This window comes from Flagellimonas zhangzhouensis (assembly GCF_900102925.1).
Classification (GTDB): Bacteria; Bacteroidota; Bacteroidia; order Flavobacteriales; family Flavobacteriaceae; genus Flagellimonas; species Flagellimonas zhangzhouensis.
Genome location: NZ_FNKI01000004.1, coordinates 85,567 through 111,988 on the forward strand (window position 1 = coordinate 85,567; position 26,422 = coordinate 111,988).

The window sequence follows — 26,422 nt, forward strand, 5'->3', positions numbered from 1 at the left end:
AAATAAACTATCTATGAATCAAAACAAAATTCAGATTTTGGCGAGATGGGCTGATTCGTTCAAAACGTTTCAAGCATTCATTTTGTCGATGACAATGATGTTGGTCGGAGGGTCTGCATTGGCGGCGACCCCGGACTCGGATGAGACTCCTGTACCTTTTCAAATCACTATTACAGGTACAGTTGTAGATGCAATGGGCGCGCCCCTGCCAGGTACCAATGTTATTGTGAAGGGTACCACAAACGGTACGCAAGCGGATTTTGATGGAAATTATTCCATTACTGCTGCTTCCGATGCAACCTTAATCTTCTCTTATGTAGGGTTTAAGACAGTAGAAATTCCTGTAAACGGAAATGCTACTGTAGATGTGACCATGGAAGAAGATGCAGCTGCTTTAGATGAGGTGGTTGTAACAGGTTATGGTACTCAGACTAGAGGGGAACTTACAGGTTCCGTTGCCTCTGTTGATGTTGCTGAGGCCACAAAAACTCCAGTTGTAAATGCTGCGGAAGCATTGCAAGGTAGGGTTTCAGGTGTTACCATTACCAACAACGGTTCTCCAGGTGCTACTCCTGTTGTACGTATTAGAGGGTATGGTACAGGTAACAGTAACGATCCATTGTACATTATCGATGGGGTACAAACTGATGACCCAGGTATCCTAAACTCCATTAACCCAGCGGACATCCAACAGATGAACGTACTTAAGGATGGTGCAGCAGCGATTTATGGTGCTCGTGCATCCAATGGTGTTGTTATCGTAACCACAAAGAGTGGTGGATACAACTTGGATAATGCAAAAGTATCTTTGGATATGTACACTGGTTTCTCTACACCAGCCAAATTACCAGACATGTTGAATACACAACAACATGGTGAAATGATCTGGCAAAGTATCTTGAATGATGGTGGAACTCCTCAGCACCCACAATACGGTACTGGAGCTTCTCCTGTAATTCCTGAAACAATTCAAGGTGTACCCGTTACCATGATCGTTCCTAATGGTGGTACAAACTGGTTGGATGAAATTTACAGATCTGCAGTAACGCAAAACGTTTCCCTAACCATGGAAAACGGTAATGAAAAATCTAAATTCTTATTTTCTGCAAGTTATTTGAACCGTCAAGGTATTCAGATTCACACAGGATTTAAGAGAGGTTCTGTTCGTTTGAACTCTGAGTTTAAAGTAGGGGATAGAATCCGTATCGGACAACACACCAATATTTCCTTCGACAGAAGAAGTGGTGGAGGATCTTGGAACAACTTTGCTTTAAGAATGTCTCCATTGGTGCCTGTGTATGATACAGATGGAAACTTTGGTGGAAACTACAGTAACGATACTGGTCTTTCCAACCCTAACAACCCTGTGGCAGAAGCATATCGTCAAAAAGACAACTTTGCTAAAACTTTCAGAGTATTTGGTGACGTTTATGCAACCCTTGATATTCTTGATGGATTGCAGTTCAAAACATCTTTGGGTGGTTCCATCAGAGCTTACAACGACAGACGTTTTAGAGCTTTGATTCCAGAATCTTCTGAGCCAATTTCAACAAACACACTTACTGAAGCCGATCAGGATACTTATGAGTGGGTTTGGACCAATACATTGAGCTACAACAAATCTTTCGGAGACCACAGCATTAACGCTTTGGTTGGTATCGAAGCGTTGGATGTGCACGGAAAAGGAAAAGAAATTTCCAGAACAGATTATTTCTTCGAAACTCCTGATTACTATTTGTTGAGCAACGGTGGTGGAGCTCCTAACGTAGCTTATTCTTATGATAACGCATCTTCTTTGTTCTCTTTGTTCGGTACAGTAAACTACGATTATGATGGTCGTTACTTATTGACTGCTACAGTGCGTCGTGATGAGTCTTCAAGATTCTCTGGAGATAACAAAAGCGATATCTTCCCGTCTGTTAGTGCAGGTTGGGTAGTGAGTAATGAAGACTTTTGGCCAATGGACTCTTTTGTGAGTCGATTCAAACTAAAAGGTTCTTGGGGACAAATGGGTAACCAAACATTACCTGTGAACAACCCAACTATCAACATTTCTGCTTTGAGTGAGCAATATGCTAACTACGTTTACAGTGGTAGCGGTGGAGCAACTCAAGGAGCACTACTTTCTGCAGCAGGTAACCCTAACTTGAAATGGGAAACTTCTGAAACAACCAACTTTGGTGTAGAATTAGGTTTCTTCGATAATAGATTGAACCTTTCTGCTGAATACTTTACTATTAAAACCAAAGATTTGATCAACCAAGATGGTAGCTTGTTCAGTTCAACTGCTATCGATGCTACACCTCCATATGTGAACCTTGGTTCTATTGAAAACAAAGGTGTGGATGCTACTTTAAGTTATTCTGACCAAACAGATTCTGGCTTTAGCTATGGTATTGATGTGAATTTTTCCAGCTACAAAAATGAGGTGGTTGATTTGATCAGTGCTTTCCAAACTGGATTTGGAGGCTTTAGAACAACAGGTACCGTTACAAGAACAGAAGAAGGACATCCTCTATCATCTTTCTACGGTAGAGTTGTAGAAGGTATTTTCTCTTCAGAATCTGAAGTATCTGGTGCTGCCGATCAAGGATTTGCAACAGCTGCTGATGGTGTTGGTAGATTTAGATATGCAGATTTAAACAATGATGGTGTGATCAACGATGATGATAGAACTTATATTGGTTCTCCTCACCCTGATTTCACTTACGGTGTTAATATTTCATTGGGCTACAAAGGATTTGATATGTCAGCATTCTTCCAAGGTTCTCAAGGAAACGAAATCTTTAACAACGAAAAAGTGTACACAGATTTCCCATCTTTCTTTAACGCAAACAGAAGTACAAGAGTTTTAGATTCTTGGACTCCAGATAACCAAGATGCTTCATTGCCAGCATTGAGCCAGAGTATCACCAATAACGAAGGTCAGGCCAACTCATTCTTCGTGGAAGACGGATCTTATATGAGATTGAAAAACCTTCAAATTGGATATACTTTCAGTGATGATGTTGCAAGTTATATAGGTATGGACAGCGTACGTTTCTACGTTCAAGGTACAAACCTGTTCACAATTACAGGTTATGATGGTGTTGATCCAGAATTACAACCAAGGTTTAACAACAATGGATCAATTGACAACCTTACTATAGGGGTATCCGATAACAACTATCCATTAGCTTCAATTTATTCCTTCGGGGTTAATCTAAAATTTTAAAAAATGAAAAAGAAAGTAATATATTCAACTATACTAGCAGGTCTCTTGCTATGGGGCTGTAGTGAAGACTTTACGGAAAAGGCAGCAACAGGTGCCCTTTCAGATGAGGCCTTGCAGAATGCACTGGGTGTAGATCTTAAATTGACGGCTGCTTACTCTGCCATGGATGGTGAGCGTATCAACCGTCAAGGAGAAGGTGTTGCCGCAGGTGGAGATAACTGGTGGTCTGATGTGGTATCCGATGATGCACACAGAGGTAGTACCGATGGTGATAACACTGCATTGTTCCAAGTAGAAACTTTGGACTGGCAAACTGGTAATAACTGGTTTCTAGGAAGATGGAGTGCCATTTTCGGTGGTGTAAACCGTTGTAATGCTGTTTTGGATTTGATCAGCCAAATTCCAGATGGTGATTTCACACAACAAGCAGGTGAAGCACTTTTCCTAAGAGCATACTATAATTTTGAGCTTCAGAAGTTTTATGGAAACGTTCCTTTCCTTTCTGTTGAGAACTTGGTAAACCAAGAGTTTAACCAACCAAACCCTGGTCCAATTTGGGCACAGATCGAGGCCGATTTAACAGAGGCTATCGGAATGCTAGGTTCAGATGTTGTTGTTGGTAGAGCAAATTCTTGGGTAGCTAAGGCTTACTTAGGTAAAGCATTGTTATATCAAGGGAAATATGCTGCAGCATTGACTCAATTGAACGATGTAATCAACAACGGACCATACTCACTAAATGCAGAATTTGTAGATAACTTCAATTTTGCAGGAGAGAATGGACCAGAATCTTTGTTCGCTATTCAGTTTTCAGCAGATACAGGTCGTTCTTTCAACGGTAATGGTGCTGGTACGTTGAACTATCCTGGTGGAGGACCATTAGGTACTTGTTGTGGGTTCTATCAGCCAACACAAGATTTGGTGAACGCTTACCAAACTAGTGGAGGATTGCCATTATTGGATACCTACGCTGATACTGATGTAGCTAGTGATTATGGTATCAACAGTGCAGATCCATTTACACCACATGCTGGACCATTGGATCCAAGATTGGATTATACAGTTTCTCGTAGAGGAATCGATTACAACGGTTTTGGTTTGAATCCTGGTAAAGAATGGATTAGAGCAACGTTCCAAGATATTTCTGGACCTTACCTTCCTAAAAAGAACGTGTATCAAGCAGATGAGGTGGACGCCAACCGTGGTACTGGTGGATGGGGCTCCGACTGGTCAGGTATCAACTACAACATTTTGCGTTATGCAGATGTATTGTTGATGGCCGCAGAAGCAGCAGTTGAAACCAACGATTTGGGTACAGCTTTAAATTATGTAAATCAAGTTCGTAACAGAGCTAAAAATATGACTTACGTACAAACTGTAGACGGTACAGGTGATGCTGCCAATTATGAAATTGAGCCTTATGGATCATTTGCCAACCAAACCGAAGCTAGAAAAGCAGTTCGTTTTGAGCGTCGTTTGGAGTTAGGTATGGAAGGTCACAGATTGTTCGATTTGAGAAGATGGGGTATTGCCATGGAAACTATTAATACTTACATCCAAAACGAAGGAGAGGATTTATACCTTTCTGGATATGATTCCAAGTTTAGTACTTATCAAGCAAAACACGATTTGTATCCAATCCCAGTTAACGCAATTGACCAGAGTGGTGGTGTTTTAACCCAAAACCCTGGCTATTAAGAATAGAGTCTGAGTTAGTTAAATTTTAATTTAGTTGGATAGGTTGCCAATCTTTTTTGGCAACCTATTTTTATTACAATTATTTTGTATTGTATTGCTATTCAGTAAATTATTTAGGTGTGTCATGTTTTTTACAGTATTTTTTTAATAAATAATCGGTTAATTTTTGACTAATAAAAGCTTAGTGCTTTGTAGTCAAAAAAACTCTTATTACTTTTTATTTTTCAATCAAAACCAATAAATCCACAGCAACAGTGATTAAAAAATATATAGCAACAGCACTAGTTTTCGCATCGGTAATTTCTTGTTCCGAAAAAAAGGAGGACACTCTATTTTCTCAAATTTCATCCAGTAGTTCAGGGGTTACTTTTAATAACAAAATTGTAGAGACCGATAGCTTTAATATTCTAACCAGTGAATACATTTTTAATGGTGGTGGTGTTGCCGTGGGTGATTTTAATAATGATGAAAAACCCGATTTGTTCTTTACAGGTAATCAGGTTACCAATAAATTATATCTCAATCAAGGTGATTTTAAATTTAAAGATGTCACTGAAACTGCTGGAGTGGCCGCTAGTGATCAATGGAAAACAGGAACAGCCGTAATCGACATCAATAACGATGGGCTTTTGGACATTTATGTTTGTACGGCCATGTACGAATCCGATGAAGAAAAGGCAAATATCCTTTTCGTAAATCAAGGAGTCGATGCCAATGGTGTTCCGATATTTAAAGAAATGGCCCAAGAATATGGTATTGCTGGAAATTATAATAGCATGAATGCCGCCTTTTTGGACTATAATAAAGATGGATTAATGGATTTGTACGTGCTTAACAACGTTGATATTCATGTGCTTCCATCCAATTATAGGGAAAAAATTACTGACGGATCAGCTTTGAGTAACGACCGCCTATATAAAAATAATGGGGACAATACCTTTACCGATGTTACCATGGAAGCGGGCATTACCATAGAGGGTTATGGGCTTGGAATCGCTATTTCAGATTTAAATTATGATGGTTGGCCCGATATTTATGTGAGCAACGATTATTTGAGCAACGATATTCTGTACATCAACAATGGTGACGGTACATTTTCCAATAAAATAGGCGATTATGTAAAGCACCAGAGTAAATTCTCCATGGGTAACGATATTGCCGATTTCAATAATGATGGCTATCTGGATATTGTGACCCTCGATATGCTCGGTGAAACCAACCATAGAATAAAAACGACCATAAAAGCCACCAATTATAACGATTACCAGATGAACGACAGGTATGGCTTTGAATATCAATATATGCGAAACATGCTTCAAATGGGCCAAGGCCCTGGAGTGCCGTACAGTGAAATTGGATTGATGGCAGGTGTGTCCAAAACAGATTGGAGCTGGTCTCCATTGTTTGTGGATGCAGATAATGATGGTCAAAAAGATTTATTGATCACCAACGGATTCCCCCGTGATATTACAGACCTTGATTTTGGTGAATTTAACTTCAATGTCCAGAGATATTTGAGTACTGCACAGATATTGGATTCCATCCCAGTTGTAAAGATTCCAAACTACGCGTATAAAAATGAGGGCAACGGACAATTTAAGGATGTAGGAAAAGAATGGGGCTTAAATATTCCATCATTTTCCAATGGTGCCGTTTTTGCCGATTTGGATGGTGATGGTGATTTAGATTATGTAGTGAGCAACATTAATGACGAGGCATTTATTTTTAGAAACAACCTAGAAAAAGATGCCCGTACCAATAAAAATTACCTACAATTAAATTTGGAAGGTCCTGAAAACAATAAATCAGGATTGGGAACCAAGGTGGCCGTAAGGTTTCAGGATGGTAGTTTCCAGTACTATGAGCACCAATTGAATCGTGGATATTTGTCAACGGTGCAGAGTGTGGCCCATTTTGGAATTGGGGATGAACAAAATATCGCTTCCTTGGAAGTGGTATGGCCCGATGGAAAATCACAGGTTTTACAAAATGTTGCAAGCAATCAAACACTAAAAGTTAGCTATGGAGATGCGAGTTTGGCTTCAAACGATGCTTTGACATTTCCACTAAAACCTAAGAAAACCGACCCAATGTATCATGAAATATCCGATCAAATAGGGGTTAGTTTCTTGCATAAGGAAGAGGACAAAGCTGATTTTTATGTGCAACCAACAATTCCCCATAAGTTGACCCAAAATGGGCCAAAATTGGCTAAGGGAGATATCAATGGTGACGGATTTGAGGATTTTGTTATTGGTAGTTCGGCTGGACATTCTCCTTTGATATTCTGGCAAGATGCCGATGGTAATTTCACAAGCACCGCATTATTTGATGATGACCAAAGTAAGTCTCATGAAGAAACAGGTATTGCCCTTTTCGATTTGGACAACGATGGTGATCTGGATATGTACATGGTTTCAGGAAGTAACGAATTTGATTTGGGTTCTCCCTTATATCGCGATTATTTGGTGATCAATGAGGGCAACGGAAAGTTTACCCGATCTACGGATAAATTGCCCGAAATTAATTCAAGTGGTTCTGTAGTTGAGGCCACTGATTTTGATGGTGATGGCTATGTAGATCTGTTTGTTGGAGGTCGTACTCCTTATGCACAATATCCAAAGGCAGATGATTCCTATTTGCTGAAAAATGAAAATGGAACATTGGTAGATGTCACCGATAAATACAATAAAGAGCTTAGGAACCTGGGGATGATCACTGATGCCAAATGGGCCGATGTGGACAATGATAATTTAAAAGACCTCATATTGGTTGGGGAATTTATGCCCGTAACTGTTTTCCTAAATAAAAAGGATTCTTTCCAATCCATGGCTACATCTGGATTACAACAACTATCTGGCTGGTGGGAATGTGTTTTGGCGGATGATTTTGATAATGATGGAGACATTGACCTGATGGCGGGTAATCTGGGCTCCAATAACTTTTACCAACCTTCGCAGGAAAGACCCGTGACCATGTTGGCCAAAGATTTTGATAATAATGGTGCAATCGATCCTATAATGTTCGCATATATCAAAGGCGATTTTGAAAAAGGAACTTACGAATCTTATCCAGTTAATTATTGGGGTGATTTAATGTCTCAAAGTCCTATGTTTAGGAAAAAGTTTGACTATTTCAAGGAATTTGCCAGAACCACTAAGGATGAATTGTTTACGCCAGAAGAACTTGATGGAGTAATGGAACTAGTGGCCAATCATGATCAAACAAGTTATTTTCAAAACGATGGAAACGGTAATTTCACCATGGCCGCATTGCCGTGGCAAACCCAATCTGCACCCATAAAATGTATGATAATGGCAGGTGGAACTAATGGTGATGTACTAATGATCGGTAACGATTATGGTAATGAAGCTTTCTTTGGAAGATATGATGCCTTCAATGGAGGCATTTTGGTGAGCGATGACAATGGAGGGTTTGAGTTTAAAAATGCAGAAGAAAGTGGCTTCAAAGTATCGGGAGATGGAAAGGATATGATTTTGGTGGAGCGTGCAGGTGGCGGTGAGCCTTATATTGTAGTTTCCCAAAATAAAGGCAAACTTTTGGTGTACTCCAAGAGCTAGTTTTCTATTTATAAAAGGTTAATGGAGGGTGTTTTCCAAGATCAAAAGATCTGCTGAAGATGCGCTCCATTTTTCTGCCAAGTCCTTTGGGATTGTACTGAAAAAATAGGTGAAAGCACTCAAAACAATATCTTGGTCGCCGTCAGCATCAATATCGGCAGCTTTCATAAGAAACCATTTCCCGTCAGCTTCTTCTGGTAAGGTTCTAGTGATAAACTCAAATTCAGATCTCCCCGTATTTTCCAAATAAATAAAGGAATTAACAGGACGGTCATCATAATTTGGGAAGGTGGAAATCAATGCAATGTCCATATCTCCATCTTGGTCAAAATCGGCAGTTTCGCTGCGTGTTGCGCCGTACATCGGATAAAAGAAGGATTCCTCAAATTCATTGTTCCCATCATTAAGGTAAATACGCATACCGTGGTAAGGTTTTAATATTTGGGTTTTGTCCGCATTATCGCCATGAACGGTAATGATGTCTTCATCCCCATCGTGGTCTATATCTACCATTTCGAACCAACTGGTGCCATAAATGGGGCTAAAACGAACTAGGTAATCCCGAGAAAAGGTTAGATCTTCCTTTTGATATAATACCATAATGGATTCATCTCCCTGTGCCTTTAAAAAAACAATATCATCTTTTCCATCATTGTTCATATCCCGAACAATGGACTTCATGGCACCTGGATTTTGAATTAAAATGCTTTTCTCATATTCACCCTGGTCATTTTGCTTTAAAAGGGATAGGGAACCAGTAAGGTTACCAAATTCACTTACAACAATTTCTGATTTGCCATCAGTATTAAAATCATGAATCAAAGTATGTACAGGTCGGTGCAGCTCTGTAGCTAAAGTAGTTATCGAATCTCCTTGTTTTAATAGAATTTCGCCTTCCTTTTCTTGGGAGGGATCCAAAATCCCAACTGCAGTAATATATGTCCCAGATTCAGTATCAATGGTTGCTGTCACAGGACTGGGAGCGTTAAAAAGTTGTTCGGTTTTATCTGTTTTGAATTGATATTCCTTGATACTTCCATTTAAATCACCAGTCAAAATTGTTTGGGAGCTTTTATCAAAATCTAAAAATGAAATAGTTGTCCCAGAAATACTATCCAATGCTACCAAATTAAAGTCAAAGTTTTTAATGGGTTGGGTCTGTCTTTTAGGAATTTGTGGAAGTACATCGGGCGCATTTTGTAGGATATAGGCTTTTAGTAATTCCCAGTCATTTTCGGCAATGGTTGGGACTGAACTATAAATGCCTTGCTCGATCAATTCGTATTGTTCTTCATAGGAATAACCCTTAAATGGATTGAATTTGGGGTCTCTAATACCCATTCGAGCTCCCATTTCTGGAAGAATATATGCTGCCCAAAGCTCTTTGGTAAGATATTCAGTTTTTGGTAGGGTATGGCAACGTGCACAATGCATTGCATATAATTGCTCTCCTTGTTCTTGTTTGGATTTTCCACAGGAAACTACGACCAAGCATAGCAGAAAAACGAATAATCTCATTTAGTTTGGGTGCGAATTTTTCAATTGAGCTTTAAAAAAGGTGAATTTATACAAAAGAACTTACATGTATTCCCAAATGAAATTAAAAGGACTCCCCGATCCTAAAATAGATGCCCCAATCGTCTTTCCCAACAGCGCCATCCAGTCCAATATTGAAATTATCTTCTTTAAAAACCGTGTAGCGATATCCTGCGCCAATACCAGGATATAGTTTTCCATTGAATTCTTCATTTATGGAACCAAAAATAGTAGCAGCTCCCAAAAAACCAACAAGGCCCATATTGTTGTTGAAGTTTAGTCGATATTCCCCTTGAAGGGCAAAAATCGAATCTCCTCGATATTTCCCATCTGAATAACCACGGATATCTTTTCCGCCGATTACTACTTGCCGTTCAAAATTCAAGGCACCAAGTCCAAACTCGGCATGTCCTCGAAATGCCAATATGTTTTTATTGTTCGGAAAGCCAATGTACTTGTTATAACTTAAGGAAATGATGTTGAGGTCTTCATCATTGCCCAAAGCCGTAGGAAAGGAATTCCACTGGATATTGGTCAAAGAACCTTTTGTAGGATAATAAATTTGATTGCGTTTATCAAAAGAGGATTGTACCAAAAAACCGAGGTAATTGTTTTCATTGGTTTCTTCGCTATCCTCGAATTCTGTGTTGGTAATGTTGTAAATAAAACCAAGACCACCGTACCATTTATTTTTGATTCTTTTAAGTGCAGTCAGGTTGATAACTGTGATATTGGAGGCGTAATCGGCAAAGCCAGGTTGTTCCACTTCAGAAACATAAATTTGTGCTCTTTGTGTACCGTTCACTAAGTAGAAGGTAAGTCTCCAATCGTTTTCCTTTAAAAACCATCTATGAAAGGTTCCAACCAAATAGGAATCATTGGTGGTGTAAATTCCCATTACGCCCGACATGGACTTTGGAGATATAGTGTCCTTCTCTGATAACCGATACATCATACTCCCAACTACACCCATTTGAAGTTCCAAGGTTCGACTATAATTGATGTAGGGAAATACTTTTGCGGTTATTTTTTTGTCTTCATTTGAAGTTTCTTTTTGGCCCAAAATCTGCTGACAAAGCAAAATGCTTAAACCAAAGAAGCAAATAGTGGTCAACCGAAACTTTGCAAAATGATTATTCATAAATCTAGTTTAGTTTAAGAAAGAAACCTCCTGATAAGGCTCCGATAATGGTAGTTGTACCAACATTTACGCCAGTACTAGGCCCTCCTGGTCCAACACCCACATATAAACCTCCCCATTCCACAGGAAAAAACAAATGACCTTGTAAAACAATACCAAACCGTGGGGCCAATAACATTTTAACCCCACCCTTAGCGGAAAATGCGAATTTCGTCGATGAGCTTAAATCACGACTGGTAAGGTCTTGGTTTTCATTGGAAGGACTTAATATGGCCAAGCCCAAACCACCGCCTAAAAATGGTTTAATATTATCGTTGCCAAAATATTTCAAACCAGTTACTTGTATAATATCAACAGCTATATCAGATAAGCGTTCCTCACCATTTGTGTAATTGATATCTCGCATTCTTAATTCACTACCCATTCGTGTATAGGATATTTCGGCACCAACATATCCCATATCATAGCCAGCCGTAATGTGGTACTGGTCGCTATCTTTGATTTTTAGATAATTTCTTCCGTAGTTTAGTTTTGTGCCAAATTGGTAACCATAACTTGCAGATACTTCTATGCTTTGGGCATAAGTTTGAATTGATCCTATTGCCATGAACAATGCAAATACTAGGAAAAGAGGTTGTTTAATATTCATTTTATTAAAGTTGAAAATTCAGATAGCTGCAAATTAGATCTTCCTATTTGTATTTGGATTAGCTTTTGAGGACTAAAGGAACATAAGTGTTGGGTAATAGGATAGGACAATGATAAATAGTACTTAAGTACATCGAAACTATTATTCAATTCCCATTACACTATTATTAACCAACAATCCTGCAAGTTCAATACTATATTTTTCAATAGTCTTGTCAATGTCAACAGGGTCAACGATTCTAAATTGCCCCACCCATTGTAAATTATCTGCATCCGAGTTGTCTAAACTATATAGTGCACTTTCAAAGAAATATTTTATCCCAGTTTCTACATAAGTGGAATTCCAATTGTACGATGGATAATAAGAGTAATACGCACCGAACCTACGATACCTCGGACCAGGATAATATATTGCACTCGATGGTGTTTGAGTCACAAATTGTTGGGAGTCGACCATATGCGTTACTACTACGCCATCATATCCATCGCCCACCAAACGCTCTTTAAGCCCATTAATGTCTTCCGCACTTTGTAAAGGTTTGGCATCAAAATAAGGAATGTTGTATGAGGCTGTGGCATCTACACCTCGTTCATAAAGTTGGGCGACCAGTCGGTCTTCAAACGATCTTCTGGAAATTTCACTATTCGATTTTCCGATAACCACAATGTTTTTGTATTCTCTTTTTACATTGCTGTAGTTTTTGGACTTGGTCAAATAACCACTGCCGCAGCCATATAATCCAAAAAGGGACATGGCAAGCAAGAAGGGCAAATATTTTTTCAAGGTCAACAATGAGGATTTTAATCGTTTCATGATACTTATCTTAAATTGTTTATTTCGAAATCCTTCACCGTAACTCAAAAACATTTACAATCGGCCCCATCAGTTCAAAGCTGTAAATCTTTTGGTCGGTATCTATATCCACTATTCAATAGGTTTGCACAATCTAGAAGGTTAAAATTTTGGCGATTTCGGCCATTTAGGCGCCTCCCAATTTGAATTGAACCAATAATGGATTTATTCTTTGATCTTAACGGGGGAAGAAATTCAGCATAGCTGAAATAGGTAAAGATCAAAAAGTTAAATGGGCATTCTATAAATACCCATTATTCTTACAACAAGTTAATGAAAAAAGAGGGGATAATCATTTTGGGACAATTATAATTTTGCCCCAAAATGAATTTAAATGGTAATTGGTTGGTTATTAATGAAGTAATGATTGGATAACAAGCAGAAAGAACTAGTTGATTCTTCGTTCTTTAAACCATAGGTCCTCCAAGCTGAAATTTAGGGTTAGGGTATGGAAATTTTCTTTGACCAAAATGTTCTGTACTTGACCTTTTGATCCATAGGCATATGAGAGGTTCAGAATGGAATTTGAGGCTCTGCCCATAGGAAGTCCTATACCGGCAGTAAGGGTGTATCCATCTATTTTGGTATCGTTCAGGGCCAAATAGCCATTATCGTAGTTAAATCCAGCCCTAAATCGCATACGTTCCCAGTATTTAAAACCTCTCGGGTTTTTTAGGTATTCCAATCCAAATGCATAAATATCTTGGTCGGCATACGTTCCAATATTTTCAGATTGATTGGTATTGTCCCAGAAATTCTTTTTGTAGTCTGCAGATAGGGTAAAGGATTCTAAAATTCGGGTACTCATCCCAAACCCGACTTCCAAGGGCAGTTTAAACCCTGAAACATCGTCGGTTTCCTCATCCTCAACATTGATTTCTTCTCCGTCCAAAGTTTTGTTTACGGAGCGTGTTAAACTTCCAGATAGGGATACGGGCAATTGAACGGTGCTACCAACGGTTATTTTATCAGTGATGTCATATTGCATACCTAACCCAAATCGAAACCCGCTATAATTGGTGATTTCATTGAGAGCAAAATAACTGTCGCTGATACTAAAGGTTTCATTTTCTTCAATTTTCCCAAAAAGTAGGGAGGCTTTGACTCCAACCCTAAAGGCGTCTGAAAGACCATACCCGATATTAAAACTTAGATCATTTAATCCTCCTAGACCAGTAACATTACTTTCAAAAGTCTCATTGGAACCTTCAATATTGCTCACCAATCCTAAAAGCGTATACCCAACATCAGAATAAGGAACCATACTTACCCCAGCACCCAAACGATTGGTAATTCGAAAGGCAAACGCCAAGTTGGAAAAATTGAGCGTCGTTTTGGACTCGTTGTTTCCCGTGTTGCTATAGCTATTAAATTCACCGACCACTCCAATATCATAAAAAAAGGAATTTTGTGGTATCAATGCAAAGTTGGAAGGGTTCAGGTTGTTGATTTCCGTTTCGGTTTTTAGACCAATACCTGTATACCCCATGGCATTGGATCTGCCTATACTTGTTTGATTAATAATTCCAAGTCCATACAAGGAGTAGGGGGAACTGGTGAGGCCTTCCGATTGTGCCTTCATCGAAAATTGAAAGAAAAGCGTAAAAGCAGCAAGTAATATAATTTTATTCATCTTCATCATCATAAATAGCATAGGTTAGTTCTAGGATGGCACTGTACTCCGAATCATCCATTCCATTAAGGATAAATCGGTCTACGGTGGATATGTAATTATCTGGGAGTAAAATCAGTGCGTCTTCTGTTTCCAATTCGGTGGTTAGTAGTTGATCTAAATATCCACCAATGGAAAACTCATAATAGATATCGTTGAACTCTTCGTTATCGCGATTTAAAACACCTAAAACTGGGCTTACATCTTGAATCAATAATTGTGAGGTGAGGTCGTTGTTTTGATCAACAACAAAAACGGCAAGGGTATCGCGTAAAATAAGATTGTCATCAAAGGAGTTAAGTGCTGGACGGATTTTGAGAACCGCGTCCAAAATGGTGCCTTGTCCATTAAGGTCGTACAAGGTTTTAAGGTGCGGAAATTGTATTCTAGATGCGATTCCCGTTCCCGATTGAATAAAACTTAGATTGTCTGTTTCTGTGCTACTTAAATTAAACTCTTGGTCGTCCAGCTCCTGTAAATTTTCAGAGGGGTCTTCCGCTTTAATTTGATTGTAAAAGGGGATTGGACTTGTTGTCTGATCTAAGGCAATCTCGAGGTAATCATCAACTCTTTCCAATTCTTCTTCGGTGCTATAGTACACTCGAATTAGGCAATTGTCCGTTCCTTTTGAAAAACCGATGATCGAACCATTATCTGTATCCCCAGGCAAAAGAGCTACGCCCTTGAAGTAGTCCTTAAATTGATCGGAGGTAGTAATTAATTTTTCCTGAAAATTGGTAAAGAAGGTTTTTCCTAGTTCGTCAGACAATTTTATCTCCAAGGTATCTGCAGTAAAAGGTCTTGGCACATAACTTAAAACCCCAAGGTCTTCGTCATCATAAGAGGCTTCACTCGTATTGTAAAAATAATCGTCCTCTCCAGTATCTAAGATTTTATTGAGCCTTTTTACATGAATGGTATTGGTTTGGAGGGTGTCATTATAATAGTAGTTATCAGGAACCAAAATTAAGGCGATACTATCGTACACAGCTTCGTCATCAATGGTGTATTCATTGGGTAGCATTCCAAAATAACTGGAGGTTTGCACTGTTCCAAAAACGGGATCCGTGTATTTGCCTACCAAAATTCTACTGGCTTCACTGGAGATGATGCTATCAAATTTCATGGTTGAGGTGTTTATGGTCAGGGTGTCTATCAAAACAACCCTTAGATTGCTGTCGGTAAATGATTCACCAGCAATAAAATCTGAAGAATTATAGTTTTCGGTAGTACAGGAAAGCACTACAGCAAGAAGGCATAAAAGCCCAAAAATTGGTCTCATATTTTTAATTTGAAGCAAATGTATAAGCACTCGCAGGTCCCTAAAATGGCAATAGACCAATCCAGTTTCTTTTAAGACCAATTCAGGATTTTTAACGACGAAGCATCGATGCTTGTTCGTAGATTAAATAGGGGAGTTCATATGTTAAATCTGGGACTTCATATATTCCCTTACTGCTCCTTTGACTTCCAATCTAACTTTGTCGAAAATTATTAATGATAGGCATGAGAAAAGCAGTACTATACTTTAAACCAACATTTGTTTTTGCACTTTCAGTGCTTTTATTATCCAGTTGTTCCAATGATGAGGATGAAGATATTGGAAACTGGGTAGATCGATCTGAATTTGATGGCACTCCAAGAAGTGGTATCTCAGGATTTGTGATTGATAATATTGGTTACATGGGTGTGGGTTATGATGGTGATGATTACTTAAATTCTTTTTGGTCGTATGATATCGAAGGGGATTATTGGTCTCAAAAGGCGGATTTCCCAGGAGCGGCCAGAAACGCTGCAGTAGGTTTTCAGGTTGATGGTACTGGCTACATAGGTTCAGGTTATGATGGAGTAGATGAGTTGGGTGATTTTTATGGATACGATCCTTCTACCAACACTTGGACGCAAATAGCTTCTTTACCTGATGGGACTGTTCGTAGAAGTGCCTTGGCCTTTGGAATCAATGGTTACGGTTATTTTGGCACTGGATATGATGGGGAAAATGATAAAAAGGACTTCTGGAAATACAATCCATCAACGGATATTTGGGTCGAGTTGGAAGGTTTTGGAGGCAGTAAAAGAAGAGCGGCCACCACTTTTGCGATCAATGGAACGGTTTATATGGGAACTGGGGTTTCCAATGGAGTTTATATAGAAGATTTTTGGGCATTTGATCCTTCTACCGAAAGTTGGAGCAAACTGACCGATATTGATGAAGAGGACGATTACGAAGTGGAGCGAAGCAATGCTGTTGGTTTTGAATTGAACGGCTACGGATACATTGCTTGCGGTGAAAGAAATGGCGCCACCAACTCCGTTTGGGAATACGATCCATCTTCCGATACTTGGGAAGAACGTACAGGCTTCGAAGGTTCTACCAGACAAGACGCAATAGCTTTTTCAAATTCTTCAAGGGCCTTTATAGGTTTGGGTCGCACAGGAACACTTTATCTGGATGATATAGATGAGTTCTTTCCTTTTGATGAATATGATGATGAAGATTAATTTTTAACTAGTCAGTTTTAGTTTGTGTTAATTGGGGCTGGAGGATTAAACCTTTGGTCCCAATTCCAGTTAAAAAAGAAGTATGAAAAAGTCCATTAAAATAATCGTATTGGTTTGTATAATTGGTCTAGTGTTTTTTGGGGTAAAACAATTTTCATCACCCCAAAAAACAGAAGAATCAAGATTGGAAAAGGTGGTAATAGCTGTAGATCAAGGATATGGCTATCAAATTTTTTATGGGGATGAATTGTTGGTGCAACAAGAATTTATTCCAGCCGTAAATGGTATGCAAACTTTTGCCACACCCGAAGATGCGGAGCAAGTTGCCGACTTGGTTATTTCTAAAATTGAAAAAAAGACCAGCCCTAAAGTGACTATGCAGGAACTCATGGATATGGATATTGTAATTTTGGTGCCTTAAATCGCAACCATGACCCTAGATCGAAGGCATATACGCATCTTTTTCATCCATTTTTTTATTTGGGCGCTGTTTTATGGCTTCTTTTTGTACCCTTTCTTTTTTGAGTTTCGACGAATTCCGCCAGATCTTCCCATTCGTTTGGCATGGATCATAGTCCTTTTTTATTTCAATTACTTTGTCTTGGTGCCCAAATTGTTATTGGGTAAAAGTACCGTTGTTTATATCGCGACTTGTTTGGCCATTATATTGGTTTCGGGAATTGTTATAAATATCGCATTCCCTTTTCAACCCGAAGAACGATTGTTCAGACCTAGAGACGAAAACCACAATTTGGGACGATTCGTAAGGGAACTATTTTCCATGCTCAATTTAAGTGCCCCCATCTTTATCAGTGGGTTATTGAGAATGTATGTGGAGTGGCGAAAAAATGAAGACCTTAGACAAGTTGTTGAAAAAGAAAAAGTAAGTGCAGAACTCCAGTTCTTAAAAACGCAGTTGAACCCCCATTTTTTGTTCAACTCTTTGAATGCGATTTATTCCCTGTCCGTAAAAAATTCTTCCCAAACATCTGAAACTATTATTTCACTTTCAGAATTGATGCGTTACATGCTTTATGAAGCCGATAAGGATAAAGTGCCCTTGGGCAAAGAAATGGAGTACATTCACAATTATGTGCAATTACAAAGGCTCAGATTGTCGGATTCTGCCAATGTTAAGTTAAAAATATCTGGAAATGAGCAAAGTAAGGAAGTTCCTCCCTTACTTTTCATTTCATTTATAGAAAATGCATTTAAATACGGAACAGATTATACGGGTAAAACCTATGTGAACATCAATCTTTTGATTGAACCTTTGAACCTTCGTTTTAAGGTGGAAAACAAGATTGGCGTTCAGCGTACGCACAGTAAAAATTCTGGAGTTGGATTGGAAAACATAAAAAACCGATTGCGATTGCTCTATCCTAATTCCCACGAACTGAACATTACAGATAACGGCGAAACATATTCGGTTGACCTTACACTCAACCTTTAACAAAACCAAGTGAACCATGAAGTGCATTATTATTGACGACGAGCCATTGGCCATTGATGTATTGGTAGATTATTGCCAAAAAATGGATTTTATATCCTTGGAGGGCACTTTTACTAACCCCTTGGAGGCCATTGCAGTGATTAAGGAAAAAAACATCGATCTTATTTTCTGTGACATCGAAATGCCACAGATCAACGGGATCGATTTCATAAATTCATTGGACAATACGCCACTTTTTATCTTCACAACGGCCTATTCGCAATACGCAGTGGAAGGTTTTAATCTAAATGCCATTGATTATTTGGTGAAACCCATTCCCTATAATCGTTTTATAAAATCCATTTCCCGCGCCAAGGAGATTTTGGGTTACCGAAAAAATCCTTCTACCAACATACAGGAAAGTAATGTGTTCCCTTCTTACGGAGATACATCGGCACAATCTCCTGGATACATTTTTGTTAAGGCGGAATACGAAAGCGTAAAAATCAACTTGGACGATATCGAGTACATCCAAGGATTAAAGGATTATCTAAAAATTCACATTGCAGGCACGAACAAGGCTATTCTGACCTTAATGAGCTTTAAAGAAATTTTGAGTAAGCTTCCACCCAACCAATTCTTGCGCGTACACAAATCGTTTGCTGTGAATGTTGCCTGTATAAAAACTGTACAGCGAAACAGAATTGTGATCAATGATGTTCGCATTCCTATTGGCGAAAGTTATAGGGCCAGTTTCTTCCCAATGCTTGGTTTGTAATCAATTTTTCTTTCTGTTCTGATTTCTCGAAAAATCAAATCGACAGGAATCCCTGTTTCGTAGATTAGATTTCGGTAAACGTCTATCGCTCCCGAATCGCCTACATCTTTATTGGAATTTTGTTTCAAAATGTAAAACAATGAAGATTCAGGCAATAGCAGCTATTCTCTTACTGGGCTTTCAAATTAATGCACAGGAAACGGATTCTTTGGCTACCAAACAAGTTTGGTCGTTGCAAGATTGTATTTCCTATGCCTTGGAGAACAGTATAGATGTAAAACAAGTGGCTTTGGATAAAGATGGGGCAGAGGTGAACCTAACCCAATCCAAATACGCAAAACTCCCAAATTTAAGCAGTAGTGCATCTCAAAATTTTTCTTGGGGTTCCTCGATCGATCCCATTACCAGTGATTTTGTTTCCCAACAAATAAAATCCACCAATTTAGGGTTGAACACTTCGGTAACCCTTTACAACGGAAACCAATTGAACAACGCCGTAAAACAAAACCGTTTGATGGTGGAGCAAAACGAGCTATACGTGGAAGAGGCCAAAAACAATATTACGCTCAGTATTTTGGAGGCCTACCTGCAAATTCTGTACAACAAAGAAAGTATTGAAGTAGCCCAGAACAACTTGGCCGCATCCGAGCAAGAAGTGGAAAGGGCCAAAGCCCGTTTGGATGCAGGAACCATCGCCATGATCGATTATACCGATGCACTTTCACAGGCCGCCACCAACAAAACCAATTTAATAACCGCAAGAAATAGCTACGCCCAACAAATTATTGTGCTCAAGCAATTGTTGGAGTTGGATCCAATGGTCGATTTGGAGATAGAACCCTTGGAAAATCCATTATTGGAGGGACAATCGGTTCCCAATAAAATGTTGGTGTACCAAAATGCCATTGGTAAAATGCCCGAAATAAAAGCATCCGAGTTGAATACTACCATCAATGAAAAAGATTTGGATATCGCCAAAGGAGGATTTCTTCCCACTTTATCCTTAACAGGTAGTGTGGGTTCAGGGTACACAAGCACCAATGATCTTGGGTTTACCGATCAGTTGGATGTCAACTTTAATCAACGAGTGGGGATGTCCCTTACCGTTCCCATTTTTTCAAGATACCAGAACAAGGCTCAGGTGGCGACAGCCAAAATCGGAATTGAACAATCCAAACTACAATTGCAGTCGGCTAAAAAAGAACTCTATCAAAAAATAGAGACCGCCTGGCAAAATGCCCAATCGGCACAAGAACAAATTGAAGCATCCAAAGCAGCCAGTGATGCCGCCGAAGAATCATACAAATTGGCACAACGAAAATATGAACTCAATGCATTGAGCACCACGGATTTGGTTATTAGCCAAAATACCTTCACCAACGCACAATTGAATTATTTACAAGCAAAATACTTGGGCATACTGTACAACGAACTTCTCGATTTTTACCAAGGAAACGAATTAAAACTTTAACAAGATGAAAAACAAAAAATTTAAATTCATAGCCATAATCGCTGGAGTTATTTTGGTAGCAGTGATAGGGTATAGCATATTGTCGGGCAAAGCACAGTCCGAAGTAAAAGCTGAAACCCTTAAGGCCCAAAAAGGAGAAGTAACTACCATGGTCACCGCTACGGGAACCGTTGAACCATTGAATGAAGTGGAAGTGGGTACCCAAGTTTCTGGTGAGGTAGAAAAAATCTATGTGGACTTTAACAGCGAAGTGAAAAAAGGACAACTTTTGGCCGAATTGGATAAGACCAATTTAAAGGCAGCCCTACTTCAAGCGCAGGCAACCTACAACAATGCCGTAAACGAAAAGGATTATTACCAAAAGATTTACGACCGTCAGAAAGTACTTTTTGAAAATAAAGTGATCAGTACCGCTGATTATGATGAAGCCTTGTACAATTTAAACAAATCCAAAAGCACGGTAGTACAGTCCAGTTCCAACTTGACCGAAGCCAAGACCAATTTGGGATACGCAGATATTTATTCCCCCATTGATGGAGTAGTGCTTTCCCGCGAAATTGATGAAGGACAGACCGTTGCTGCAAGTTTTGAGACACCAACATTGTTCACCATCGCCAAAGATTTGAAAAAAATGCAGGTTGAAGCCGATGTGGATGAAGCTGATATAGGTGGCGTGATTGAAGGTCAGCGCGTTGGATTTACAGTAGATGCTTATCAAGGTGAAACATTTGCAGGAACGGTGACCCAAGTACGTTTGGACCCAACTGTGGAATCGAACGTAGTAACCTATACCGTGGTTATTGAGGCGGAAAACCCAGAATTGAAATTAAAACCAGGACTTACGGCAACCATTTCCATTTATACCTTGGAATTGAAAGATGTGTTGACCATTGAGGCCAAGGCGGTCAATTTTCAACCCAATATGGATCTGTTGATGAAATATTATGAGCAGCAAGATATTGCCATGAGTCCACCATCTGATAGACCAAAACCACCAAGTGAAAATATAACCGTTGTGTGGAGCAAGACTTCATCGGGCATTCAGCCTAAAGAAATTAAATTAGGTGCCAGTGACGGCGTTAATGTGCAAGTTGTGGAAGGTCTGTCCGAAGGCGATGAATTGGTGTACAGCTTAAAAGAAATCAGCAATGCAGAAGTAGCTGAGGAGGCAAGTACAGGAAGTCCGTTTATGCCAAAACCACCAGGACGTAACAACGACAAGAAAAAGGAGAATTAGAATATCATGGCAAAAACAATCATTAAAATAGACGACCTAAAACGGGAATTCCGAATGGGGGATGAGATTGTGCATGCCCTTAAAGGAGTGTCCTTGGATATTTACGAAGGAGAATTTGTGACCATTATGGGGTCCAGTGGTTCAGGAAAAAGTACCATGCTCAATATTTTGGGATGTTTGGACAGTCCTACCTCAGGATCATATCATATTGATGGTGTCTCGGTAGATAGCCTTAATAGAAATGAACTGGCCACTATCCGCAATGAAAAAATAGGATTCATATTTCAATCATATAACTTATTGCCTAGAACCACGGCCATAGAAAATGTTGAATTACCCTTGATCTATAACAATAAAATTTCTTCCGAAGAAAGACATCGTAGAGCCGTTGCGGCTTTGGAAATGGTGGGTTTGGGTGAAAGACTAAATCATACCCCTGCCCAGCTTTCGGGTGGACAACAGCAAAGGGTGGCCATTGCGCGTTCCTTAGTGAACGATCCAGTCATCATATTAGCTGATGAGGCAACGGGAAACTTGGATACCCGAACCTCCTATGAAATTATGTCGCTGTTCCAGGAACTGAACAGAAAAGGGAAAACCATCGCCTTTGTGACCCACGAACCCGATATTGCCGAATTCAGTGGCAGGACGGTGATTTTGAAAGATGGACATATCATCAAGGATGAAATCAATACCGACATTAACGATGCTGCAAGAGAATTGGCAGCATTACCTAAAGAAGACCACGAATGAAAACAAGGATATTAAATCTTATCAAAATCGCATTAAAGGCTATTGTGCTGAACAAAATGCGAACATTGCTCACCATGTTGGGTATCATCATCGGTGTGGCCTCGGTAATTGCCATGCTAGCTATCGGTGAGGGTTCCAAACAGAGCATTCGGGACGAAATTTCGAGTATGGGATCAAATATGATCAATATTAGACCAGGTGCCGATATGCGTGGCGGGGTACGAATGAACCCCAGTGAAATGCAATCTTTGAAATTAAAAGATTACGAAGCTTTAAAGGAGGAAGCGTCTCTTTTGGCCTACGTAACCCCTCAAGTGAGCGGTAGTGGCCAATCCATTAATGGGGCCAACAACTGGCCAACTTCCATTTATGGGGTGAACCCTGAATATTTGGATATCAAAATTTGGGATTTGCAGGATGGGAGTATGTTCACCAACGCTGAGGTGCGTTCTGCAGCCAAGGTGGCAGTAATTGGGCAAACTGTTGCGGAAAATCTGTTTACCAATGGAGAAGATCCAATTGGAAAAATGATACGATTCAACAGCATTCCATTCAAAATTATTGGGGTGCTTTCTGAAAAAGGCGAGAGTAATTTTGGCCAAGATCAAGATGATGTGATTTTGGCACCCTACACCACGGTTCAAAAACGTATTTTGGCCATTGACTACATTCAAACCATTGTGGCCTCTGCCATAAGTGAGGAAGATGCCCAAGGTGCGGTTGACGAAATATCCACTATATTGCGCAAACAACACGATATAAGCGGTAACGAGGATGATGATTTCAATGTGTTTTCTATGGATGAATTGATTTCTACATTTAGCTCTACCAGTGAAATGTTGACCGTTTTATTGGTGGCTATCGCCAGTATTTCATTATTGATCGGTGGTATCGGGATTATGAATATTATGTATGTATCGGTAAAGGAACGTACCCGTGAAATTGGTCTAAGAATGTCAGTAGGGGCCAAGGGAGCCGATATTTTATTGCAATTTTTAATAGAAGCGATTTTGATCAGTGTAACAGGAGGATTGATAGGTGTGATCCTTGGCTTTACCGCCACTTTGTTCATCAAAGGGGTATTGGGTTGGCCAACGATCATTACTTCATATTCCGTGATTGTTTCCTTCTTGGTATGTGCGGTCACAGGTATTTTCTTTGGATGGTACCCTGCCCGTAAGGCATCAGCATTGGACCCCATAACCGCATTACGTTACGAATAAGCAAATAAGACATGGAAGCATACAAAAACAAATGGCGTACGATTTTCTTCCATGTGATGGTATGGGTAGTCTTGTTCAGTTTCCCTTATATTTTAAGTTACGATACGGATCAGGCCTTTAAGCATGTATTGGCATTTTCATGGATACCCTTGTTTTTGTACATGGTCGTTTTTTACTTGAACTATCTGTATTTAGCGGACAAACTCTTCTTTTCAAACCAAAAGGTGGTTTTTATCATCTCCAATGTGGTTTTGGTGATTCTAATGATCGGCATAAGGGAGGGTTTAACCGAGTACTTTTTCCCAAGACCTGAAAGGGAAGGTGGTTCCGGTCCGCCAAGAACCATGGTGTATTATGTGCAAACCCTATCTTTTTTGGTGCCTATTGTTTGGGCGGTTGCCTTACGGACCATGGAACGCTTGATAAGATCGGAAGTAGAAAAGAAAGAAGCGGCGAATCAACAGTTGAAATCGGATTTGCAGCACTTACAATACCAGTTGCAACCGCATTTTTTCTTCAATTCCTTGAACAATATTTACGCTTTGGTGGATATATCTCCTGAAAAAGCAAAAAGTACCATTCATAGTTTGAGCAAATTGATGCGGTACTTGTTGTATGATACACGGACCGAACTGGTGCCATTGGCAATGGAGATTGAATTTTTGGTTAAGTATATTGAATTGAGCAAGTTGCGTTTGACGGACAAGACGACGGTGGAATATCATTTCCCTAAACCCGATGCATCAGTGAAAGTGCCGCCATTGCTTTTTATTTCATTGATAGAAAATGCGTTCAAACATGGAGTTTCAGCCCAAGAAGAAAGCAAGATCATGTTTGAAATCACTTTTGATGATGCAAAAATAGTCTTCAAAGGGGAGAATACCGACTTTCCAAAAACTCACACCGACGAGAGTGGTTCGGGAATCGGATTGCGCAATCTCAAGGACAGATTGGAGCTTTTATATCCCAATAAACATTATTTTCATACGGAAGTTGAATCTGGACATTTTCACGTTACAGTAGAAATTCCACTTTGAATTTGATCTATGAACAAAACTACCTTGAGCTGTATTGCCGTTGATGATGAGCCGATGGCCCTAAAATTGATTGAAGGCTATATCACCAAAACCCCTTCCTTAGAGTTAAAGGGTACTTTTTCCAACGCCATTGATGCCTTGGACAATTTCAATGAAAATCCTATAGACCTCCTTTTTTTGGATATTCAAATGCCCGATCTCAGTGGCATGGAACTCTCCAAAATTGTAAAGGACAAAACCAAGGTCATTTTCACCACCGCTTTTGATCATTATGCGCTGGAGGGTTATAAAGTAGATGCCGTGGATTATCTCCTAAAGCCTTTTGACTATGCGGAGTTTTTATCCGCTGTGCAAAAGGCCCATGACCGCATCCACCCATCACAAACAGAAACAGCTAAAGCTATGGATAGCGTAGAAAAGGAATTTCTATTTGTGAAATCGGGCTACAAGCAATTAAAAATTGCTTTGGATCAAGTACTCTATTTTGAAGGATTAAAGGATTATGTGAAAATTTGGATCAAGGACAACCCGAGTCCCATTTTAAGTTTATTGACCCTTAAATCATTGGAAAATGAGTTGCCCCCGGAGCGCTTTATGCGGGTGAACCGTTCATTTATTGTAGCGCTGCCGTATATTGAGGAAGTGGAACGGAACCTTATTTTGATCAACAATAATCAGATCACCGTTTCCGAACAGCACAAGGCCAAATTTCAAGAATACATCGACAAAAACTCCTTTTAAATTTCAGGTTTGTTCAACTACATGAACAAAATCATGGATTGCCATTAAAAGGATCTGTAAATTAGTAATATGACTGAGGACCAGCTTCATATTACCAAATCAACAGGGGAAATGGTTCATTTCTCTATTCATAAGTTGAGAAAATCACTTCAATACAGTGGGGCGAGCGAAGCCATGGTCAACGAAATTTTGGAACGAGTTCAAGATGAACTGTACCCTGGAATTTCTACTCGTGAAATCCACAACCGTGCCTTTGCCCTTTTAAAAAAGAAGAAGTCCGTTTACGCTTCCAAATACAAACTTAAAAAGGCCATTTACGAGCTTGGTCCAACAGGATTTCCATTTGAACGTTTTGTGGCGGGCATTTTACATTTTTCGGGGTATGAGGTTAAAGTAGGACAAATGGTCCAAGGCAACTGTGTTTCCCACGAGATTGATGTACTGGCTAGTAAAAATGGCACTTTGCATGTGATTGAATGCAAATTTCATGGCGATCAAAGCCTAAAATGTGATGTAAAAGTACCGCTCTACATCAATTCCAGATATTTGGATGTAAAGGATGTGCTGCTCCATCAAAGTCAAGACACCCAAGGCTGGTTGGTGACCAATACCCGTTTTACAGGGGATGCCCTGCAATATGGCAAATGTGCTGGTTTATACTTATTGAGTTGGGATTTTCCTTTGGAAGATGGATTGAAAGATAGAATTGATCGATTGGGATTGTACCCTATTACGGTTTCCTTGCTTTTGTCCAAAAGAGAAAAAAATCTTTTGTTGGACAAAGGGGTGGTGCTTTTTAGAAATTTGGAGAAGCATCAAAAGCAATTAGATGAAATAGGAGTCTCCAAAGGTCGGAAAGATCGGATTTTAAAAGAGATGAGGTCGTTGTGTAAAAATTAAAGGTC

At 39.5% G+C, this 26,422-nt stretch carries 20 protein-coding genes; 14 read left to right on the plus strand and 6 right to left on the minus strand.

Features of this window, described 5'->3' with window-relative positions; all coding sequences use genetic code 11:
* The first annotated feature begins 13 nt into the window (after nucleotides 1-13).
* From BLQ18_RS14960 to BLQ18_RS14970, 3 genes are all read left to right on the plus strand, one after another.
* Entirely contained in the window at nucleotides 14-3,214 is a 3,201-nt protein-coding gene (locus BLQ18_RS14960; protein WP_090298446.1) for a SusC/RagA family TonB-linked outer membrane protein, read from the plus strand.
* Between the two features lie 3 nt (nucleotides 3,215-3,217).
* Complete coding sequence (locus tag BLQ18_RS14965) at nucleotides 3,218-4,912, plus strand: RagB/SusD family nutrient uptake outer membrane protein (protein ID WP_090298449.1); 1,695 nt, start codon at nucleotides 3,218-3,220, stop codon at nucleotides 4,910-4,912.
* A 254-nt stretch (nucleotides 4,913-5,166) separates the two neighbouring features.
* Nucleotides 5,167-8,493: a VCBS repeat-containing protein gene (locus tag BLQ18_RS14970; protein ID WP_245668151.1), complete on the plus strand. Its 3,327-nt coding sequence runs from the start codon at nucleotides 5,167-5,169 to the stop codon at nucleotides 8,491-8,493.
* 18 nt (nucleotides 8,494-8,511) lie between these two features.
* Here BLQ18_RS14970 and BLQ18_RS14975 read toward each other — a convergent pair whose 3' ends face one another.
* The 6 genes from BLQ18_RS14975 to BLQ18_RS15000 all read right to left on the minus strand — a co-directional run bounded on the left by BLQ18_RS14975 (nucleotide 8,512) and on the right by BLQ18_RS15000 (nucleotide 15,625).
* Nucleotides 8,512-10,011 carry an FG-GAP repeat domain-containing protein gene (locus BLQ18_RS14975; protein ID WP_090298455.1) on the minus strand — a complete coding sequence of 500 codons (1,500 nt, stop codon included), beginning with the start codon at nucleotides 10,009-10,011 and terminating at the stop codon, nucleotides 8,512-8,514.
* Between the two features lie 82 nt (nucleotides 10,012-10,093).
* Nucleotides 10,094-11,170 (minus strand): BamA/TamA family outer membrane protein, encoded by a 1,077-nt coding sequence (locus tag BLQ18_RS14980; protein ID WP_090298458.1) that lies wholly within the window; start codon nucleotides 11,168-11,170, stop codon nucleotides 10,094-10,096.
* A 4-nt stretch (nucleotides 11,171-11,174) separates the two neighbouring features.
* Entirely contained in the window at nucleotides 11,175-11,819 is a 645-nt protein-coding gene (locus tag BLQ18_RS14985; protein WP_090298461.1) for an outer membrane beta-barrel protein, read from the minus strand.
* Nucleotides 11,820-11,960: 141 nt separating this feature from the next.
* A complete protein-coding gene (locus tag BLQ18_RS14990) occupies nucleotides 11,961-12,632 on the minus strand; it encodes a hypothetical protein (protein ID WP_139150409.1) in 672 nt (223 codons plus the stop codon).
* Between the two features lie 427 nt (nucleotides 12,633-13,059).
* Nucleotides 13,060-14,316: a BamG family beta-barrel-assembly machinery protein gene (locus BLQ18_RS14995; protein WP_245668152.1), complete on the minus strand. Its 1,257-nt coding sequence runs from the start codon at nucleotides 14,314-14,316 to the stop codon at nucleotides 13,060-13,062.
* Nucleotides 14,297-15,625, minus strand: coding sequence for a DUF4270 family protein (locus BLQ18_RS15000; RefSeq protein WP_090298471.1), 1,329 nt, complete (start codon nucleotides 15,623-15,625; stop codon nucleotides 14,297-14,299). Before BLQ18_RS15000 ends, BLQ18_RS14995 begins: the two co-directional genes overlap by 20 nt.
* Nucleotides 15,626-15,849: 224 nt before the next feature.
* Here BLQ18_RS15000 and BLQ18_RS15005 point away from each other — a divergent pair, with 224 nt between their 5' ends.
* The 11 genes from BLQ18_RS15005 (at nucleotide 15,850) to BLQ18_RS15060 (ending at nucleotide 26,417) form a co-directional block, all read left to right on the plus strand.
* The gene (locus BLQ18_RS15005; protein WP_090298609.1) at nucleotides 15,850-16,845 is read left to right on the plus strand and encodes a Kelch repeat-containing protein; all 996 of its coding nucleotides are present in this window, start codon (nucleotides 15,850-15,852) and stop codon (nucleotides 16,843-16,845) included.
* A gap of 82 nt (nucleotides 16,846-16,927) precedes the next feature.
* Entirely contained in the window at nucleotides 16,928-17,266 is a 339-nt protein-coding gene (locus BLQ18_RS15010) for a DUF4907 domain-containing protein (protein ID WP_090298474.1), read from the plus strand.
* Between the two features lie 9 nt (nucleotides 17,267-17,275).
* On the plus strand, nucleotides 17,276-18,298 hold the full coding sequence (locus tag BLQ18_RS15015) for a sensor histidine kinase (RefSeq protein WP_090298477.1): 1,023 nt from the start codon (nucleotides 17,276-17,278) through the stop codon (nucleotides 18,296-18,298).
* 16 nt (nucleotides 18,299-18,314) lie between these two features.
* Nucleotides 18,315-19,055, plus strand: a complete 741-nt coding sequence (locus BLQ18_RS15020; RefSeq protein ID WP_090298480.1) for a LytR/AlgR family response regulator transcription factor — start codon at nucleotides 18,315-18,317, stop codon at nucleotides 19,053-19,055.
* A gap of 139 nt (nucleotides 19,056-19,194) precedes the next feature.
* Nucleotides 19,195-20,526, plus strand: coding sequence for a TolC family protein (locus BLQ18_RS15030; RefSeq protein ID WP_090298487.1), 1,332 nt, complete (start codon nucleotides 19,195-19,197; stop codon nucleotides 20,524-20,526).
* Nucleotides 20,527-20,530: 4 nt separating this feature from the next.
* Entirely contained in the window at nucleotides 20,531-21,763 is a 1,233-nt protein-coding gene (locus BLQ18_RS15035; protein WP_090298490.1) for an efflux RND transporter periplasmic adaptor subunit, read from the plus strand.
* 6 nt (nucleotides 21,764-21,769) lie between these two features.
* Nucleotides 21,770-22,516 (plus strand): ABC transporter ATP-binding protein, encoded by a 747-nt coding sequence (locus tag BLQ18_RS15040; protein WP_090298492.1) that lies wholly within the window; start codon nucleotides 21,770-21,772, stop codon nucleotides 22,514-22,516.
* Complete coding sequence (locus tag BLQ18_RS15045; RefSeq protein WP_090298495.1) at nucleotides 22,513-23,739, plus strand: ABC transporter permease; 1,227 nt, start codon at nucleotides 22,513-22,515, stop codon at nucleotides 23,737-23,739. The genes BLQ18_RS15040 and BLQ18_RS15045 overlap by 4 nt, the downstream gene beginning before the upstream one ends.
* An 11-nt stretch (nucleotides 23,740-23,750) precedes the next feature.
* The gene (locus BLQ18_RS15050) at nucleotides 23,751-24,776 is read left to right on the plus strand and encodes a sensor histidine kinase (RefSeq protein WP_090298498.1); all 1,026 of its coding nucleotides are present in this window, start codon (nucleotides 23,751-23,753) and stop codon (nucleotides 24,774-24,776) included.
* Between the two features lie 9 nt (nucleotides 24,777-24,785).
* Nucleotides 24,786-25,517 carry a LytR/AlgR family response regulator transcription factor gene (locus BLQ18_RS15055; protein ID WP_090298500.1) on the plus strand — a complete coding sequence of 244 codons (732 nt, stop codon included), beginning with the start codon at nucleotides 24,786-24,788 and terminating at the stop codon, nucleotides 25,515-25,517.
* A 69-nt stretch (nucleotides 25,518-25,586) separates the two neighbouring features.
* Nucleotides 25,587-26,417 (plus strand): ATP cone domain-containing protein, encoded by an 831-nt coding sequence (locus BLQ18_RS15060; protein ID WP_090298504.1) that lies wholly within the window; start codon nucleotides 25,587-25,589, stop codon nucleotides 26,415-26,417.
* Nucleotides 26,418-26,422: the final 5 nt, after the last annotated feature.